Consider the following 19,109-nt stretch of genomic DNA (forward strand, 5'->3'; position numbering starts at 1 on the left):
GTAACGATCGAACATGAAGCGAAGATGAGAAGGAAGTCAAAATTCTGAAATGACTTTTATTCCATCAAGAATTCATCCTTATTCAATGACAAGAAGCTCCAGTGGCATCCCGGTTGACCCGACGAGTTGAGCTGCGGACTGTGCGATTTCATTCACGAGATCAAGCCTTGCACGCTGGTTTTGCAGCATGCTGGTCCGTGCCTGGATGACGCGGATCACATCGACTTCCCCACTACGAAACTGATTCTCAAGGCTTTGAAGAGCGGCTGGGAGTTCAGCAGATTGATCATTCGAAACAATCGCAATGGACTGGAGAGCGAGTGCATACCGTTCAAAGGCGGCTTGCCCTTCCAGCTCAGCACGCAGCAATGCTTGACGCCAGACGGTGACCTGCTGGCGGTACTCAGCTGATCGCTGGCGTTCCATTGGCTTTCCGGAATCGATCACGGGAATATTCATTTCGGCACGGAATCCGACGAACGTAGTGCTGTCTGCGGTACGCTGGTAATACGGTCCCAGTTGAACGTCGGGGACACGGTTGGCTGAAGCGAGGCTGAGATTGGCTCGTGCCAGATCGATATTTGCGTGAGCATTCAGAACATCTGGACGCGATGGGGCCCAGCTTTTGACCCACTCATCGCTTACTGGGTTGGCAAGTGGCATCCCGGAAACTTCCGAGGTTTGCGTCACGTCGTCCCCTGAGTTTTGTGTTGGGAGATTCCAACGAAGTGCAGTCAAATCACCCGTGAATTCACAACTGAGGTTGGTTGGCAATCCGAGTTGTCGGAGCAAGTCTCGTTGTCCAGCCAGGTAATTCGCGTTCGCAAGTTGAAGCTGCTGCTGAGTTGCACTCGTGTCGATTCGAACCGTCGCGACATCAGCGGCTGATGCATCACCAGCGTCGAATCGTTTCGACAGGACTTCAAGTAATTGCTGATTGTTTGCGTGACTGGCTTGTGCGACCTCAAGTAGGCCACGGCGATAAAGCAGCGTGAAGTAGAATTGAAGTGTTGTGGAAAGAGTCTGAAGTTCAGCCTGATGGACATTCCAGCGGATACCGTTCAGTGAGGCAGCCCCTGCATCTTCGCGATATTGTTGCTGGTGGGCTAACTGAATACGCTGCATGAGCAGGACGTAGTGGTAAGTCGTGCCAGGACCGCTTTGCGAGTTATCCTGATAGGGAGTCGCTTGAACCTGTATCAATGGGTTGAAAGGGTATATCTGAGCGACGCCATAGGCTGCTGATCCGACGTGTTCGGTTTGACGCAGCGCGACGAGATTAGGATTCTGAGCCAGAGCCGTGGAGATGGTATTTTGAAGCGACAGTGCGTGTGTCGGCCTTAAAGTCGTGACAGGTATCGAGACGGCCGCGGTTGGCGCATCTTGAGCGGATGATGCCAGTTGAATCCCTGCAGATGACGGAGCAAGGTCTGCGATTGCAGCTTGGGCAGGAGATGGAAGAGATTGGACACTGACAGAGCTGCCCTGACCCGATGGGCCAGCCGTTCGGCATCCGCTGGCGGCGATCAATAGTACAATCGTCGTGAAAGAAACCTTCGCCATCCTGGCTCTCCATTCTGTCGTCCGTAACTTTTACCGAAGTCGGCATATTGTTACTTTCGACGAAAAAACAGGCGCGGCTTCAGGATGGTCGATGCCATTAAGTTAGAGTTAATCTTGTCTCAGTTGAATCCTGCTTCAATGTGCTGCATGTGATGCCTGCGTAAAGTTTGACGACTGTAGCGATGGCGTTGAATGGACATGACTTTGATAATCGTCATCGTCGTCTGGCTTCGTCACGGCGTTCTTACCCCACATCAAGTAAAGCGGTGGCAGCAGGAAAAGATTGAGAATCGTCGATGTCGCCAGTCCCCCGACGATCACGACTGCCAGAGGGTATTCAATTTCGTGACCAGGTTTGTTGCCGGAAATGACAAGGGGAATGAGTGCGAGTGCCGTCGTCAGAACAGTCATGATGATAGGAGTGAGCCGTTCTTCTGCACCGCGCAGTACGAGTGCCACGCCAAATGGCATCCCTTCGACCGCTTCCAGGTGACGATAGTGGCTGACGAGCATGATCCCGTTACGAGCTGCGATTCCGAGAACCGTGACGAATCCGACGAGGGAGCCGAGAGAGAGCATTCCTCCTGCCATCCAGACGGCAATGACGCCGCCGATGAGCGCAAACGGGATCGTCAGGCAAACCAGCATCGTCAATTTGATCGATTGAAAATCGATGTACAGAAGTAAGAGGATCCCCAGCATCGCTGCCGCGCCGAGGACTAGCAGGCGGTTTTGAGATGCCTGAAGTGCGGCATACTCACCCAGAAACTCCGGGTGATAACCGCGATCAAAGTTCATTTGTTTGACAGCGGCTTCGATGTCACGGGCCACGGAACCGAGATCGCGATCTTTGGCATCACAAGTCACATCAATACGTCTGGAGCCATTCTCCCGTTTGACTTCATTAGGAGCGGGGACGATTCCGATCTCTGCCACATCACGCAGGGGAATCTGAGCGCCAGTCGGGGTATCGATACGAAGTTCGTGGAGCGCCATCAGGTCTGTGCGCGATTTGTCCGTTCCCCAGACAACGACATCCACCTTGACTTGTTTCTCGTAGATTTCCCCGACCTTCAGTCCTCGCAACATTGTGGTGACGGAACGTCTGACTTGTCCTGGTGTGAGTCCAAAACGTTCGAGAGCATCTTGCTTGAGGCGGACATCGACCTGTGGCACGAGCACCTGAGGCTCGACTTTCAAATTGCTGACACCCGGTATGTCTTTCATCTGATCCGCGACTTTTTGTGCCTGCTCTCGCAGACCTTCAAGTTCCGGCCCGTAGATCCGCACGACGATGCTGGAGCTGGCGCCAGTCAGAACTTCCTTCACGCGCTCGCGCAGATACGTCAGAACGTCGCGATAGAGTCCCGGATAACCATTGACCGCTGTCTCGACATCATGCAACGTTTTCTCATAGTCGACCGTCTCATCAATACTGATCCACAGCTCCGTAAAGTTGGGGCCAACGACTTCGTCAGCAGCCTCAGCACGCCCAATGTGACTGCCGAAGTTTCGAACACCGGGAATCGATCGCAATTCCTTGCTCGCCAGGATAGTGATGCGATCCATTGCCTCCAGCGATGTGCCTGGCTTCTCAACGAAGTGCATCAGGAAATCGGTCTCTTTGAAATTCGGCAGGAACTCTTGTCCCAATGTGCGAATCAATAAGAACGTTCCTGCAAACGAGATCGCAAGAAATCCGATGGCTGTCTTGGGGCGATGCACAAACCATGGAAGGACAACGCGATAGGGAGCCTTCAGCATTCGCGTCATTGGTGGTTCGCGATCATTGCTTTTTTGTCTGGGCAAGATCAACAGCGAGAGTGCTGGAGTTAACAGGATGGCGACAAACAGCGAAGCAAGAATCGCAAGCACGTAGCCAATCGCCAAGGGACGAAAGAATGATCCTGGAAGCCCTTCGAGAAAGAAGACGGGAAGGAAGACAAGGATGATAATAGCCGTTGCAAAGACAACAGCACTGCGTACTTCCAGTGACGCATCCAGTACGACTCGAAATGCGGAGACTGGCTTCTCTGACAATTGATTCAAACGTAACCGTCTCACGATATTTTCAACGTCGATGACAGCATCATCGACGACTTCTCCCAGCGCAATCACCAAACCTGCGATGACCATCGTATTGATCGTCATACCCCACCAGTAAATAAGCAGCACGGCGACAATGAGCGAAAGTGGAATCGCGGTCAGGCTGATGATGGCAGTCCGCCAATCGAACAGGAAAATGATCAGGACGACAACCACCAGAATACAACCGACGATCAAGGCATGAGTCAGGTTATTTATCGAGCGTTCGATAAATGTCGCAGGACGAAAAATCGTCGAATCTATCTCAATGTCCTTCAAGCCTGGCTTCATGACTTCCAAGGCTGCTTCGACTTCCCGAGTCACTTCCAGCATATTGGCGGCTGGTTGTTTCTCGACGATCAGCAGTAAGCCGAGTTGATCGTTAATGACGGCATCTCCGATCGCAGGAGGAGACCCAATTTTCACTTCGGCGACATCACCTAGACGCAGCGGTGCTCCCTGGTTATAGGCGACGACTGTTTGAGCAAGGTCAGCGGGCTCTTTCACGGGGGGGAGTTGTCGTACTGCCATCCGTTGATTCGGCGTATCGACAAAACCTCCCGCATCAAGGAGGACGGCATCACCGGCGGATTTCACCACAGCATCCAGCGTGACCTGATGAGCACGCAGTCGATCAACATCAACAAGGACCTGAAACTGCTTGTCCCGTTGTCCCCAGATGGCGACGTTGGCAACGCCGGGAATCGCCATCAAACGTGGACGGACTGTCCAGACAGCGAGTTCTGACATCTCCTGCTGAGATAACTTCTCCGACCACATGCCGATCTTCAGCATACGGCTTAGAGATGAAAGCGGCTGGAGAATGACTGGCGGACGCGCGACAACAGGAAGTCGCGGAGTTGTGGTGGCGAGTCTTTCCTGAACCAGTTGTCTGGCTTGATAATGTTGAGTACCTTCGGCCAACAGCAAACGAATCGACGACAGGCCAAGAACGGATTTGGAACGGATCGTCTGCAGACCCGGTGTTCCAACCAGAGCCCCTTCAAGCGGGAACGTGATCAGGTTCTCAACTTCTTCTGCTGAGAGTCCCGGTGCTTCCGTTTGAATCTCGATATAGGGCGGTGCAAACTCGGGAAACACATCGAGTGGCATTTTGGGAATCAAGCTGATGCCGCCTGCAACCAGCAGAATTGCTGCCGCGACGACTGCGATCCGAAGTCGTAATGCAGTTTCAACAAGCCACTTCATTCAATCTCCCATACCACCAACAAGAAGCCACATCTCAGGAAGAAACATCAAGACAGTTTGATTGCCGTTTCGAAATCACTTGGCGAAGCCGAATTCCGTACCAGCCAGTTCAGCCACTCCTGCGGTGACAAGACGAGTGCCGACGGCTGGTCCACGACGAAGCGCTGCCCAGCCATTTTCTACCCAGCCGACTTCGACACGTCGTCGCACGTACGTGTTGTCAGCGACTTGTTCGTAGACCCATTGGCTGCCATAAATATCATGCAATACAGCTGACCAGGGGATTGCAGCCGTTTCGATTTTACCGATCACAGGCAGATGAGCAGAGACGCGTTGACCCGGGCGGAACTTATGGTCTGCATTGGAAATCTCATAGTAGAGGTCAACAGAAGATGACAACGGCAGTGCTGTTGGAGGGAGCGAGACAGGCTTACCGACAACCTGGCCTAAGTCGTGACGTCCATCGAGATTTGTCAGATGAATGGTCTGGGTCATATCGACGTCATCTAGGTCACCGACGTAGACTGGCACTTTGATCCACAAGGTCGAGTCGTTCATGACTTCGAATAGCGGCGCCCCCGCTGCAACGATTTGGCCAATTTGAACGTGGGTCGTCCGGACAATGCCATCCAATGGGGATTCCATCACAAGCGGTTTGAGTGTCCCGGCATCCTCATCAAGCTTGATGTTGTCGACCAGTTGCTTGCGAACCTTCGCGGCTGCTAGGGTTTTCTGTGCAAGCTCCAGCTGCGCCATTGCATCATCAACGGCTCGTCGAGTTCCGACATTGTCCTGCAACAGGCGTTCGGCTCGGGTCAACGCGATCTGTGCGGCTTCCTGTTGGACACTGGCCTGTTGCAATTGAGCATCGGCGTCAATTTGAGTCTGGGCGACGGTTACCTTCGCCTCTGCAAAGCGGATGCGTTCTGCCGGTGTCAGGACAGCGCGTTCAGGAGTTAATAAGGGAAGCAGCTCGACAACATCATCGCCTCGTTTAATCGCCTGTCCAACTTGTGGAAACTTCCCTGCCGCGGGGTTCTGTAGAGTTCCTGCCAGAGGCGATGAGATGATCACAGCGGAGCCGGTCGGAAGTACGATGTCAGCGCCGTAGCTGCGTGATCTTGGCATCTGGCGGACTTCGATCGGCTGGCAAATCAGTCCGAGTCTCTTCACCGCGTCCGGTGTCAGCTCGACTCTATTCAGGTCCGCTTCATTGACCTTGTGAGTCACTTTCGCCGGGCTTTCGGGGTGAGGCTTTGTCGATGCAGTCTGCTCTCCCGCAGGCGTGCAGGAGAGGTGCCAAGTGAGTATGAACCCGCATACAACAGGGCCAGTTGCCGTGCGTTTCATAGATTTCGAAAGGATTTTCATCGTGAAGGATTCCTTGGGAACGACTCAATCGTTGTTATGAAAATCCGTTGAGAGTTTAGATCCGACAGTATTAGACAAGTGTCGCAATCGGCGCAGAGGTTGTACGGGTGGCTGGAAGCCGGATGATGACAACTGTCCCTTTACCGAGCGTGCTTCGTGCATCGATCACCCCTTGATGGGCGACGATGGCAGCCTTGGCAATGGACAGTCCCAGGCCGGCTCCGCCCGTTTCCGCATGCCGTGAAGGGTCGGCTCGGTAGAAACGATCAAAAATATGCGGAAGGTCATCAGGTGAAATGCCAATCCCGGAATCTTGAATTTCAATCAACGCCTCATGATCGTAAGCTTTCATTCGAACGTCGACCTGCCCACCATCGTGTGTGTATTTAATGGCGTTATCAACCACATTGAAAAACACCTGACTGAGGCGAATGTCATCACCCATGACTTCACACGATCCCGTACATCGGCATTGCAAGTTCACTCCGCGAGACTCTGCCTGCCCACGAAGCTGATCGGTCACGTCATGCAGCAGGGCATCGAGTTGGACGAACTCATGTGTGCTATTCATGACCCCCGCATCATGTCGGCTGAGTTGCAAAAGCTGGTCGGCCAGGCGACCAAGTCGTCCCGCTTCGTCAGCGACGACCTGCAATGCCGCGACATACTCAGATGGCGTGCGGGGGGAGCGTAGTGCTGCTTCGGCTTCTGCTCGCAGGGCAGCCAGAGGAGTACGGATTTCATGTGAGGCATCCGCCGTAAACCGTCGAATCTCGGTCACTGCGTGCTCCAGGCGCCCGATGAATGAATTGAGAGAACTCGCCAGCTGACCAATCTCATCGTGTGGATTGATGACCGTAATTCGCTGATCCAGGCAAGTGATGTCGATAGAATTGGCGACATCCAGAACTTTCTGAATGGGGGCCAGCGCCTGCCTGGCCAGAAAGTGACCGATCCCCAGCGCCAGCAGCATTCCGACAGGAAGAAGGCCAGCCATCAGCCTTTGCAACGCCAACACATCTTCCATCAGCGGCGTCAGAGATCGCAGGACATAAACGCGAAGTGTTCCAAACCGGCTTGGAATGCTCTTCTGAGCGATTCGGAAGGAGCCAGAATCACCGAGTCGTCGGGTTAGACATTCCATGCTCAAGGCCAGCTTCGTCTGGGTGATTTCATTTATGAAGCCTTCCGAATGATTCAGGTTGGAACTCGTGAAAACGACCCCACCCTCTGTCGTCGTGACCAGAAACTCGTAAAAAGCATGCTGCGTGAACCTCGCCTCGGCAGCGTCTTGAAATGCAGTCGCATCGGCCGAAAGGTTGATTTCTTGTCCAATCTCTTTGACTTCTTCCTTCAATCCCGCATCAGTTCGAGTAACGACCTGATGACGCATCAAAAGCAGCAGCAGCACATAAAAGCCACACAGCAGTATGGCGATCGCGATGCCATACCACAGTGTGAGTCGCCATCCAATCGACAGGTAAGTCATGGCAAGTCTCCCAGCACGTACCCTTGGCCCCGAACGGTATGCAGAATCTCCGACCGCCCTGCTTGCTCCAGCTTTTTCCGCAATTGATTGATTTGGACCTCAATAACATTCGTCCAGGTTGCGGTTTCCTCTTTCCAGACGTCTCTGGAAATCATCTCACGAGTAACGACTTTGTTCGCGGATGACATTAAATAGGCCAGCAGCTCGATTTGACGGTTCTGAAGCAAAATTTGCTGATGACCAACATAAACCGTTCGTGAAACGAGATCGATTCTCAAATCATGGTACGAGATCTGCGTTCGGTCGGGCTTTGCTTCACGACGCAGCAGCACACGAACCCGGGCGAGGAGTTCGTCCAAAGCAAACGGTTTTACAAGATAATCATCCGCTCCCATATCAAGCCCAGCAACTCGATCTTCAATGGAATCACGAGCCGTTAGAATCAGAACGGGAGTCCGACTTCCCAGTCGACGAAGTTCTTGGAGTAAGTCGAGTCCTGAACCATCGGGAAGCATGACATCGAGAATGATAGCATCGATGCCCCTTTGAATCGCCTCTCGGGCCGACTGCAAAGTGTCTGCACCGATCACTTCAAATCCCGATTCCTGCAATGTCTTGGTCAGGCTTCGCAGGAGATTTTTCTGATCTTCGATGATGAGTATTCGGGACATGGATGTGCGATGGATAGCTTAGCGAACAAATTGAATGAAGGCAGAGAATTGTTTCTCTTTTGTTCGCATTATCGGTCCGCTGAGATTTCGAGAGAAGTCAGAGATGAACTTAATAAACTCGAATTCATCCAATGCACAACGCGAGCTGAGCATAACCAACTAAGTCCTGGCGAGAATGGTCGCTCCGAAGACGATAAAACCACCGCCGACAGCATGTCGCCACGTATTAGATTCGCCCAGGAACAAGGCAGCGAGAAACATGGCGAAGACAACGCTCAATTTATCAACGGGAGCGACTTGTGAAGCAGGCCCTAGCTGAAGCGCGCGGAAATAGCACAGCCATGATGCTCCCGTCGCAAATCCAGAGAGGACCAGGAACAGCCAAGATGTCATCGAGATCGAAGTTACGGACTGTGTGACCCGAAAGAAAACAATCGCCCACGACAGCACCAAAATCACCACAGTCCGAATAGCAGTCGCAAGATCAGGCTGAACATCCTTCACACCGACCTTGGCAAGAATCGCCGTCACCCCCGCAAATCCAGCTGACGCGATCGCCCAGTGCACCCAGGACATGTTCTGACTTTCTCGTAAGGACGATTAAGAAGACGACATTGAAGCTGATGTTAACAATGACCAAGGATGCGATTGTCGTTAAGTTGTAAGCCAGGCAGGTAACTGCACTCACTCAAACAAAACCATGCAACAGCGCACAAACTCTTTGGTTATGTTCTACTCGCTCGATTTTATGGCATATTAGCAAGGCAACGTGAGGTCGCTTAAACGCGGAAAGCGTTGTGAGTATTCATACTTTGAATCGGCCAGACATAGAAGACAGCCTCCGCAATCGCCCAGGAAATAACAGTCATGACAATCATCGAGCAAAGAACATCGGAAACCAAATGCCCGCCTTGTGCAACGCGTGAATAGCCGACGATCATGCCAGACATAAAGCCAGTCGTTAGGAGGACGATGAACTGGAGCCTCCCGCGGCGAAGCAGCATCGCAGGAGCGATCAAATAGAAGCCAACGGAGGAATACCCGGACGGGAAGGAAGAATTTCGGTACGGGCTGTTCGAACTCAGCCACGCGGAGGTATACGACATCGTCCCTCCCAGTGTGGCGACCTCACGCGGGCGGGCTCGAGAGAAAATTGGCTTCATGATTCCATTGATTAAAAGCACCGGGCCGATCAGCATCACGAGGACCATGATCAAGCCAGCTCGGTTTGCCCAGCAGTTTCGGCACGAAAACCAGGTCAACAGGTATACGAGGCAATAACCAATCGCAGTGATCGAAGTCAGCCAGACGATTCCGTGATCGATGGTGGAAAAGAAAAGGTGATCGCAGTACTGCCACGAATGAGTCGACACGTTGTAAAACAAGGAGGAAACAACGAGGTCGAGATCGTACAGTTCAATGAATGCGAACGCCAAGACACTCACGGAAATCAGGCAGCTCAGAATCGAGGCTTTAAACCAAGCAAATCGCTGATGTTCGCGCATTCTTGCGTTTGGATAATTCAGCTGTACTTCCATTATTTCTATACCAAATTTTATGTGTGGTGACCAGATGAGCGAGGCTTGATTCTATCATTGCTGATGGCACTCTTAGCTTGAAATGCGAGTTGCATCAAGAACAAGTTTCATATTGGGGTGATTGTTGCCACTGGTTGACCGCCAAAGCTCACAATAACTGATACTGATGATAACTTCCCACTTGAGAATAATTAGGCCACTAACTTCATAAGATGAAACTCCGAAGAATCACCGGTCTTTTCCTTCTCGCACCATGCGCCCAGAAAAATGCTGATCAATGCCACTGCAATACAGGACCAGATTAAAGCGGCTTATTTCAAAGAGTCTTTGTGTCCGGCTCTGAGGTCGCCGAACAGCCGTGCGACGAGAAAAGTGATTGACAACATCCGTCAATCAGATTGGAAGTATACCTGAGCATGGCCAGACACATGTAGATTGTCAGAAGGGTGGTGAAACGACCTGCAGTCAACGTGCTGTAAAGTGCCTGTAGGCACAGACGACGAGTAATGGACTCAGCCCTCAAGATAGTCAGATGGGCTGCCAGGGTTGATAAACTGCTGGCACGTTCAGAATCTCTGTAGCCTCTTGGTCGGCTAGACCCAGGTGAGTCAGTGCCATCAGGAAGACTTCGTCTTGTGGATGCTATGGGGTGATGAGTTCATCGATGACATTTCGCAGTTGGATTTCCAGTTTGTCCACGGCGTCGTTAAATCTCTTGTAGCGAGTTAGCATTGTTTTTCGCCATTGTGGGAATTATGTCCCTCAGAATTCACCAATGACCTCGCCATCAGAAATCGTAGAACGATGTTGAAACACGCCGTAAGGCGACGTCTTGCGATTGTCGATTGACCGGCTCATGGGGTGGACGCTGCCGTCGAGGAAGAGGAAGTTGGCGATCTGGGGATGGTCGCTGCTGAAGCCGAGGGTTCGGCCGTCGTTGTTGGTGTCGAAGAATTCATCGCTGGTATTGGCGAGAACCATCTCGGATCGATACGTGACGAAGACACCTGCCCAGGAAGTTCCGCCGTAAGGCATGTCGGGGCAGCAGATGCATGTCTGGGTGCGTAATCGATTGGCGACTTCGCCGATGCCGATGGTTTGGCTCAGGCCGTCGTTGACATCACCAAAGCGTACTCGGCTATTGACGTAAAATGGGCCAGTGGGTGGCTTGCAGCCGACTGGTTCGGGGTGGAGCAGTGATTGAATAGTGGGATCTGTGGTTACGGGAAGCGAAGTCCAACAGGGAAGCTGCATACGGGTGATGCCTTCGACAGCGGCGTAGTTCGAGCTTGACTGGAGGGGACCTGCGACTGAGTTGCAGGTGCGGTCGAAACTGTCGGGGCCGGTTTCTGAGGGGCAGCGGTAGATGGGTAGTGGTGTTTCTGCGACGTCTTGATTGGTATCGATGATGCCTGGAACGTCGCCGTCATCGTTCCAGATCATCTTGCTCGGATTGAGCTTGTAGTACAAAGCAGCTTGTTCGAGTTGCGGCAGAATCAGACTTCCCCAGCCAAACTGATTGCGTTCTGTTGCTCCATAGAATTCCTGCTGCGAGATGTAACCACAGGGAAGAGTGTTGTGGGTGTCGTGGTAATTGTGCAGTGCGATGCCGATCTGTTTGAGGTTGTTGGCACACTTGGATCGTCGGGCGGCTTCGCGGGCTTGCTGGACGGCTGGCAGGAGCAACGCGACCAGCACAGCGATGATGGCGATCGTCACCAGCAATTCAATCAGTGTGAAGGCTGGTCGGTAAGAGCATTGACGAGTCGGGTTCATGTCTTGTTCCAACGTGAAAGCAGGAAGATCATTCCATAGTAGCAGAGAAAAAGGACAATCGTGGAAACCGTCAGGCTGAGAATGAACCCATGGCCCCGTTTCAACAGGAAAGGTAAAAAGAGGAAAAAAGGAAGCGACGGTATGACCAGCCATAAGATATCGCGTGATAAGTCCGCGACCTTGGTTGTATCGCCCGTTTCAATATAGAGCCAGATCAAGCCTAAGTAGGACACCAAAGGAAGAGATGCGAGCAAGCCGCCCAGGAACGAACTTCGTTTGGAGGCTTCGGAAACCGCGACGATGATGCCTGCCGTCAGCAGAAGCTTGAAAAAGTAGTACATCGAGGCTGTCCCGCTTTAAAATAGGGTGACTGCATGAACTTGGAGGAACTTTCTGGACTTTTCCGGAAACTCCGATAGCATTGCTTGATCGTAGAGAGTCTAGCAAGCCGAAAACTTTGATCATGTGCCGTCGCATTTTCGCCATCCTAATGTTGCCGCTCGTCCTGATGAATTCATCAGCGATGTTCGCACATGGTCATGGCGAATTTGACCCGATTCATTCTTCCCGGCATCACGTGCATGTAAAAGCGGACACTCATAGTCACACGCATTCTCATGATGAGCATGCACATGGTCATCACCACGGCGACCATCATCACGGGACTGTTGACACTCACGATGAGTGTGTTTTAGGCCTGAATCAGTCATCATCAGATTGCCCCGAAGATCACGATTCGGACGCCATCTATGTGAACGTTTCGGACATGGTCGCCGTTGAACTCACGAACTTCGATACCTCATTGGATTTGTCCAGTGATTGCATCGATAAGGTCGCTGGCACAGAATGTCTTCTCCAATCATCGTCTGATTTTGCTTGTTCAGGTGAACTTCCGCCTAGGAGTTCTCCAACGCCGCTGTATGTGCGTCATTGTCTGTGGCTGATTTAGTGCTGGCTATTTAAGCGGTCTATTTTCGCTTTTCGAGACCGCGAGTGCGTCGTTTGTGCCTGTTTCGAAACAGGCAACTCCCAATGTGTATTGCTTTAATTTCTTTAACCGCCTGGCTGACAGGCGAATTGCCGTCACCCCTATTGCAGGACGCACGGAGTGAGCCATGTCACGTAACCTACTGATGCCTATGTTGTTTATCATGACTTTGTGTTCCAGCTGTGCGACGAGCAAGCCAGAGCTGGTTGAATCGCGAATGGAGGGAACCTCTATTTCGATCACTTCGCAATCCGTTCAAACGGGCTATCGTGGGGTGGATTCATCACTGAAAAACGTTGAATCAAATGTCGAGGCGAAAGCCAAATTGTCTCCAGCCATTTCGCTAGTCAGTCACGAGGAAACCAAACTCGGGCTGCCGGAACTTGTAGCGATTACGTTTGATCGCAATCCGAGGCTGGCCGAAGTCCGGTGGGCAGTCGACGCTGCTCGTGGCCGAGCGGTTCAAGCAGGGTTGTATCCCAATCCAACTCTCAGTGTCCGTGGCAACGAGCTTGGAGACCAGACGGGACCGGAAGGCATCTGGTCTGTCTTTACGGAACAGGAACTCGTTACCGCAAACAAACTGGGACTCAGCCAGGCCGCTGCGTGTCGTGAAGTTGACCAGGCAACTTTGAAGTTAGCATCGGAACGATTTCGCGTCCTGACCGACGTTCGTCGGGCCTACTTTGAGGTGCTGGTGTTGCAGCGTCGCAGTGAGATTCTCAGCAAGTTGATCACACTCGCGGAAAAGTCGGTCGCCAACGCGGATGCATTGCTACATGCCAAGGAAGGAAGTCAGTTGGATGTCGTTCAACTCGAAGTGGATCTGGAGCGATACCGTGCTGAATCGGAAGCCACTCAGCAAGTCCTACCGGCAGCCTTTAAGCGATTGGCGGCCAGTGTGGGAGTTCCTGATCTTGGTCGTGTTCCTTTGGCGGGAAGCTTGGAAACGACACTTCCCGACTATGATCTGGAGCATTTGCGTCACTACGTCATCAGCACACACCCCGATGTCGCCGCTGCTCAGGTCAATGTTTCACGTGCTCAATTGGTACTGCGTCGAGCCGAAGTTGAGCCAATTCCAAACGTGACCGTCGGTTCGGGATATACACGTCAGGGACAAAACAATTCAGATGACTGGGATATCGGCCTGAGTGTTCCCGTTCCACTTTGGAATCGTAATCAGGGAAACATTGCCGCCGCTCGGGCTGAAGTTCGCGAAGCTCAAAATCAGGTGGCTCGTGTTGAGAATGAATTGATCACAAGACTCTCCAATGCGTTCCAGGAGTTCGCGACTGCCCGTCAGCGGGTCACCCGTTATCAGAGTGCCATTCTTCCGAAAGCTAACGAGACTTTCGAGCTTTCGATGAAAGCCTATCAGGGGGGACAGTTTGAATACCTTCGTGTCCTGACATCCCAGCAGACCGTGGCTCAAGCCAATCTGAGTCTGCTTGAAGCCCAAGGTCAGATGTGGTCCGCGGCCAGCCAGCTTGCTGGTCTAACACTGGAAGAAGTCTGGCCGATGCCATCCGTACCCGTGACTTCGGAGGGCGTCCCGGTAGCTCCGATGAATGAAATCGATGAGGTGACCCCATGAGAGTTAGGTCGATTGTGAAATACTTTGCTTTCTTATCTCTGACGATGGTGGTCGTGGCTGGTGGCTACGTCACGCGAGATCGCTGGATGCCACTACTTAGCAATCAACAGATCACGGCGAATCAGGCTTCGCTTCAGGAATCGAGCGACGCGACCGAGGCTGCCAATACCAGCATCATCGTCAACGAGGTGGCTCAGGAGAACCTGGGCCTTAAGTCCAAACCGCTCAAACCGGCCGCTTATTGGAAGACCATTCAGGTTCCTGGCATGGTCATCGACCTGCCAGGTCAAAGCGACCGGGGCATCGTCACTCCAGCGACCGGAGTGGTGACCAGTGTTGTTCACTTTCCGAGTGAGTCGGTCAAGACAGGTGAGATGTTGTTTACCGTCAAACTTCTCAGCGAGTCACTCTTGTTGACCCAATCCGATCTTTTCAAGTCGACTCAAAACATCGTCATCGCCCAAGCTCAGAAGGAACGGCTGGCGACCGCTGGAAGTGCTCTGCCTGAGTCTCGACGGATCGAGGTCGAGAACGAAATCACTCGCTTGCAGATTGCCAGCCAGGCTTATCGACAAGAATTGCAGAACCGGGGCCTGTCTACAGATGCGATCAATCGGATCGCTAGCGGCGATTTTGTCAGTGAAATACAAATCCTAGTTCCGCCGCCTCTTTCGTCCAATGATGGCGAGTCCGTCGATTATGAGATTCAAACTCTCGATGTGACCTTAGGGCAGCAGGTTCAGGCTGGTCAGACCCTCTGCACGCTGGCCAACCACCGGCGTTTGGCTGTGGAAGGATATGCTTTCCGAGATGAGACTTCGTTGCTCGAACGAACTGTCATGGAGACCTGGCCTGTTGAGATCGACTTTCTGGAGCAGGTGGGCGATTGGCCTGCTCTCCCGCAGAAATTCCTGATCAGTCATGTGGCCAATACGATCGATCCCCAGAAGAGAACCTTTGCGTTTCGTATCCCACTGGAAAATCAATCGCGACATGCTCCTCAAACCAACGCTGAGGAGGACAGTCATGTTCATACACAGACGCTGTGGCGGTTTCGTCCTGGGCAGAAGGTGAAGGTTCTCGTCAAAGTCGATCTGCTGGAAAACGTGTTTGTCATCCCGTCGGACGCGATCGCGATGGATGGGCCGGAAGCGTTCGTATTCATGCAGAACGTCAACACTTTTATCCGCAAGCCTGTTCGTCTTGTGATGCGTGATCGACAGAACGTGGTGATTGCCAACGATGGTTCGATCCTGCCGGGAACTTATGTCATTCAGTCGGGAGCGGAGCAACTCAATCGCATGGTCAAGTCGGGCGGGAGTAGCGGCGTGCCTAAAGGGTATCACATCCACGCGGATGGCAGTCTGCACAAAAACGAAGATGAGGGGAAGTGATCATGCTAAATGCCGTGATTCGTTTCGCCCTTGTTTATCGAACATTGATTCTGGCCAGTTGTCTGGTGCTGCTGACCTATGGCACATACTTGGCAACCACACTGCCAATTGATGTCTTTCCTGATCTAGATCGACCTCGCGTCGTCATCCTGACAGAGTGTCCGGGACTTTCGCCAGAGGAGATCGAGACCCAGATCACCTATCCCATTGAGACCGCGTTGCTGGGAGCGTCGGGAGTTGACGCCGTCCGCAGTCAGTCCGGTCAGGGGATGAATGTCATCTACGTAGAGTTCAACTGGAAAACAGAAATCCGCTATGCACGACAGGTTGTTTCTGAACGACTGGCCGTTGTCGCTTTGCCAGAGGGAATCCGTGCCCAGATGACACCTCCGGCGTCGATCATGGGGCAAATTTTGCACTTGGGGATTCGACGGCGTCTTGGGCCACAAGGTGGACAACTTGCCGTGCTGGAAAATGGGGCGTACATCGCGGAACGTCCTTCCGACAAAAGTAACAACGGTTTGACGGTGTGGAAGGTTGTCGATCGTGATGATCTCGCATCGTGGGAGAAGCAAGAGATTTCGCAGGTTGAATGGGATCGCGATCACCAGTCGGTGACGTTTCAGCATGATGACCGGGGAGAGAGCGTCAGCTTCATGACACCTCTGGAAGAGAAGATGGACTTGCGGACAACGGCGGATTGGCTGATCCGTCCTCGATTGCTGAAGCTTCCTGGAATTGCTGAGGTATTGATTCTCGGTGGCGATATCAAGCAATACCAGGTACTCGTCGATCCTGACTTGCTTCAGGAATACAATGTCACGCTGCAAGAAGTCGAGGAAGCAATCAAAGCGAACAATCTGAATGCCAGTGGTGGCTTCATCGAAAACGGTCAGACGGAACGACCAGTTCGGATGATTGGACGCCTGGGGCCATCTCCTGAAAAGGTCATCTCGGACCTCAAGCTGGCGGTCGTCAAGGTGAACGAGGATCGTTCGATCCTGTTGGAGAACGTCGCGAGTATCCAGGAAGGCCCAGCTCCGAAACGTGGAGATGCCAGCCTTGATGGCATGGCCGGAGTCGTCATTACGATTGTTAAGCAGCCCCATGCAGATACGCGGGGACTGACCGATGCGGTCAAAGCGGCGATGTTGGAAGCTCAAGCGGCATTGCCTCCCGACATGGTCGTGGAACTAAATTTATTTCAGTTGAAGAGCTTCATTGATCGAGGCGTTTACTACGTCGAGGAAGCGTTGGTCATCGGAGCCGTGCTGGTTGTCATCGTGCTCTTCTTATTTCTACTGAATATCCGCACGACGTTTATCACGTTGACGGCCATTCCTCTTTCGCTGGTCCTGACGACGTTGACGTTTCGTGTGATCTCCTGGTTGACCGGGCAAGAACTTTCGATCAACGTCATGACGCTGGGCGGAATTGCTGTCGCCATGGGAGAACTGGTGGATGATGCGATCGTCGATGTGGAAAACATCTATCGACGACTGGGCGAAAATGCTCAACTGCCCCATCCCAAGCCTTCGATTGTCGTGGTCTATGAGGCCTCTCGTGAGATACGTTCTGCGATCGTCTTTGGGACCGCTGTCGTCATTCTGGCCTTCCTCCCGCTCTTTGCCCTTTCTGGTGTTGAAGGTCGGCTCTTCGCCCCCTTGGGCGTTGCCTACATCGTTTCCATTTTGGCGTCGCTGATCGTCTCGCTCACGGTCACTCCGGTGCTCTCTTACTACTTGCTCACTGGTCGAGTGGCATCAGGCAGTCACGACGATGGTTGGATGTTACGGTTTCTGAAGTGGCTGGCGGGTTACCTCATTCGTTTCAGCATGCGTCATCCAGCGGCGTTGCTTCTTTTCACCTGGATCGGTGTGGGGCTGAGTGTCTGGCAGCTCAATCAACTCGGGGCGGATTTTCTTCCCAAGTTCGACGAAGGATCGGTGCAGGTGAACGTTGCTCTTCCCGGTGGATCGTCCTTGAAAGCTTCGAATGAAGCAGCCGCTTTGATCGATGCTCGTCTCATCACGATGCAGAACTCACCTGAGAATCCCGCTGGTCCCATTCTGCATTTTGCACGTCGCACGGGACGAGCAGAACTCGATGAGCATGCTCAGCCCGTCAATGTCGGCGAGTACATTCTGACCATGAATCCAGATGCCCATATCGAACGTGATCTCTTCCTAAAAACGCTGCTCGACGATCTGAGAACGAATGTGCCTGGCGTTGAGATCGATGCCGAGCAGCCTCTGTCGCACTTGATCAGTCACATGCTCTCAGGAGTCAACGCTCAGGTCGCGATCAAGCTGTTTGGCGATGATCTGGATAAGCTGCGGGAGCTCGCAACCGATGTGCGGGATGTGATTACTGAAGTTCCGGGAGTGACACCACCCATCATTGATCCCCAGGAACGAGTCGATGAATTGCATATTGTGGTGCGTCCTGACGACCTGGCTTTCTATGGCATTAGTCGCCAGTTCGTCGCCAATTTTGTGCAGACGGCCTTGAAAGGCGAAGCTGTTTCGAAAGTGATCGAGGGACAACGACGTTTTGATCTGGTGATCAAACTCAAAGAACCCATTCGCTCCGATGCTTACAAACTCGGCGAGTTGCGACTGGATCTTCCTGATGGTCGTGGCCAGATCCGACTTCGCGAGGTCGCGGATTTTCCGGCCTCGGCCAGCGGCCCCAACTTAGTGAACCGGGAGAATGTCCGTCGACGACAGACAATCCGCTGTAATGTCTCAGGACGTGATTTGGAAAGTGCGATCACAGAGATCGAGCAACGAGTTCGCCAGCAAGTGAAAATGCCATCCGGATACTTTGTGGAGTTTGGAGGACAGTTCGAAGCCCAGCGATCTGCAACAAGACTGATTACGGTTCTCGCTCTCGTGTCGGTGGCCGGAATCTTTCTGGTACTGATGTTGCTTTACCCCTCTGTTCGTATCACCCTCCAGATTCTCAATGCGATTCCGACAGCCTTCATCGGCGGCGTGTTGGCACTGGTTATTACTGAGCAATCGCTGACCGTGGCCAGCATGGTGGGATTCGTTTCGTTGGGCGGGATCGCCGTCCGAAATGGAATTCTGCTGGTGACTCACTACTTCCATCTCATGAAAGAGGAAGGCGAGCCCTTCAGCCAGCAGATGGTTCTGAGAGGAAGCCTGGAACGTCTCTCGCCAGTTCTCATGACGGCATTAACGGCGGGGATCGGCCTGATCCCGCTGGTCGTCAATGGGAACAAACCTGGTCTTGAAATTCTCTATCCCGTTGCGACGGTCATTCTGGGCGGTCTTATCACCTCCAGCTTTTGTGAGTTCTTGATCCACCCTGGACTGTTCTGGAAATTCTCGGGCAAGGATGCCGAGCATCTCGTCCGTGCGGAAGGCTCCGATGAAGATCTACTGCGAGCCGCCGCCATGTAA

General features: G+C 52.7%; 12 protein-coding genes. 3 read left to right on the forward strand and 9 right to left on the reverse strand.

Going from position 1 to position 19,109, the window contains the following annotated elements; all coding sequences use genetic code 11:
- Window positions 1-78: 78 nt before the first annotated feature.
- The 9 genes from SH248x_RS01830 to SH248x_RS01870 all read right to left on the reverse strand — a co-directional run bounded on the left by SH248x_RS01830 (window position 79) and on the right by SH248x_RS01870 (window position 12,043).
- Window positions 79-1,563 carry a TolC family protein gene (locus SH248x_RS01830; RefSeq protein WP_459556807.1) on the reverse strand — a complete coding sequence of 495 codons (1,485 nt, stop codon included), beginning with the start codon at window positions 1,561-1,563 and terminating at the stop codon, window positions 79-81.
- A gap of 135 nt (window positions 1,564-1,698) precedes the next feature.
- Window positions 1,699-4,857 carry an efflux RND transporter permease subunit gene (locus SH248x_RS01835; protein WP_459556808.1) on the reverse strand — a complete coding sequence of 1,053 codons (3,159 nt, stop codon included), beginning with the start codon at window positions 4,855-4,857 and terminating at the stop codon, window positions 1,699-1,701.
- 75 nt (window positions 4,858-4,932) lie between these two features.
- Window positions 4,933-6,228 (reverse strand): efflux RND transporter periplasmic adaptor subunit, encoded by a 1,296-nt coding sequence (locus SH248x_RS01840; protein ID WP_459556809.1) that lies wholly within the window; start codon window positions 6,226-6,228, stop codon window positions 4,933-4,935.
- 70 nt (window positions 6,229-6,298) lie between these two features.
- Window positions 6,299-7,717, reverse strand: coding sequence for a sensor histidine kinase (locus tag SH248x_RS01845; RefSeq protein ID WP_459556810.1), 1,419 nt, complete (start codon window positions 7,715-7,717; stop codon window positions 6,299-6,301).
- Window positions 7,714-8,388, reverse strand: a complete 675-nt coding sequence (locus tag SH248x_RS01850; RefSeq protein ID WP_459556811.1) for a response regulator transcription factor — start codon at window positions 8,386-8,388, stop codon at window positions 7,714-7,716. The genes SH248x_RS01845 and SH248x_RS01850 overlap by 4 nt, the downstream gene beginning before the upstream one ends.
- 159 nt (window positions 8,389-8,547) lie before the next feature.
- On the reverse strand, window positions 8,548-8,964 hold the full coding sequence (locus SH248x_RS01855) for an EamA family transporter (RefSeq protein ID WP_459556812.1): 417 nt from the start codon (window positions 8,962-8,964) through the stop codon (window positions 8,548-8,550).
- A gap of 203 nt (window positions 8,965-9,167) precedes the next feature.
- Window positions 9,168-9,926 (reverse strand): phosphatase PAP2 family protein, encoded by a 759-nt coding sequence (locus tag SH248x_RS01860; RefSeq protein ID WP_459556813.1) that lies wholly within the window; start codon window positions 9,924-9,926, stop codon window positions 9,168-9,170.
- Between the two features lie 762 nt (window positions 9,927-10,688).
- Entirely contained in the window at window positions 10,689-11,702 is a 1,014-nt protein-coding gene (locus SH248x_RS01865; RefSeq protein WP_459556814.1) for a DUF1559 family PulG-like putative transporter, read from the reverse strand.
- Complete coding sequence (locus SH248x_RS01870) at window positions 11,699-12,043, reverse strand: DUF3147 family protein (protein ID WP_459556815.1); 345 nt, start codon at window positions 12,041-12,043, stop codon at window positions 11,699-11,701. The genes SH248x_RS01865 and SH248x_RS01870 overlap by 4 nt, the downstream gene beginning before the upstream one ends.
- Before the next feature lie 774 nt (window positions 12,044-12,817).
- On the opposite strand from SH248x_RS01870, the gene SH248x_RS01875 reads away from it, so the two are divergent.
- Genes SH248x_RS01875 through SH248x_RS01885 form a run of 3 tightly spaced genes read left to right on the forward strand, consistent with a single transcriptional unit; the run spans window position 12,818 to window position 19,109 of the window.
- Entirely contained in the window at window positions 12,818-14,287 is a 1,470-nt protein-coding gene (locus SH248x_RS01875) for a TolC family protein (protein ID WP_459556816.1), read from the forward strand.
- A complete protein-coding gene (locus tag SH248x_RS01880) occupies window positions 14,284-15,681 on the forward strand; it encodes an efflux RND transporter periplasmic adaptor subunit (RefSeq protein ID WP_459556817.1) in 1,398 nt (465 codons plus the stop codon). Before SH248x_RS01875 ends, SH248x_RS01880 begins: the two co-directional genes overlap by 4 nt.
- A 2-nt stretch (window positions 15,682-15,683) precedes the next feature.
- The gene (locus SH248x_RS01885) at window positions 15,684-19,109 is read left to right on the forward strand and encodes an efflux RND transporter permease subunit (RefSeq protein WP_459556818.1); all 3,426 of its coding nucleotides are present in this window, start codon (window positions 15,684-15,686) and stop codon (window positions 19,107-19,109) included.

The organism is Lacunimicrobium album (assembly GCF_052161635.1).
GTDB lineage: Bacteria > Planctomycetota > Planctomycetia > Planctomycetales > Planctomycetaceae > SXPC01.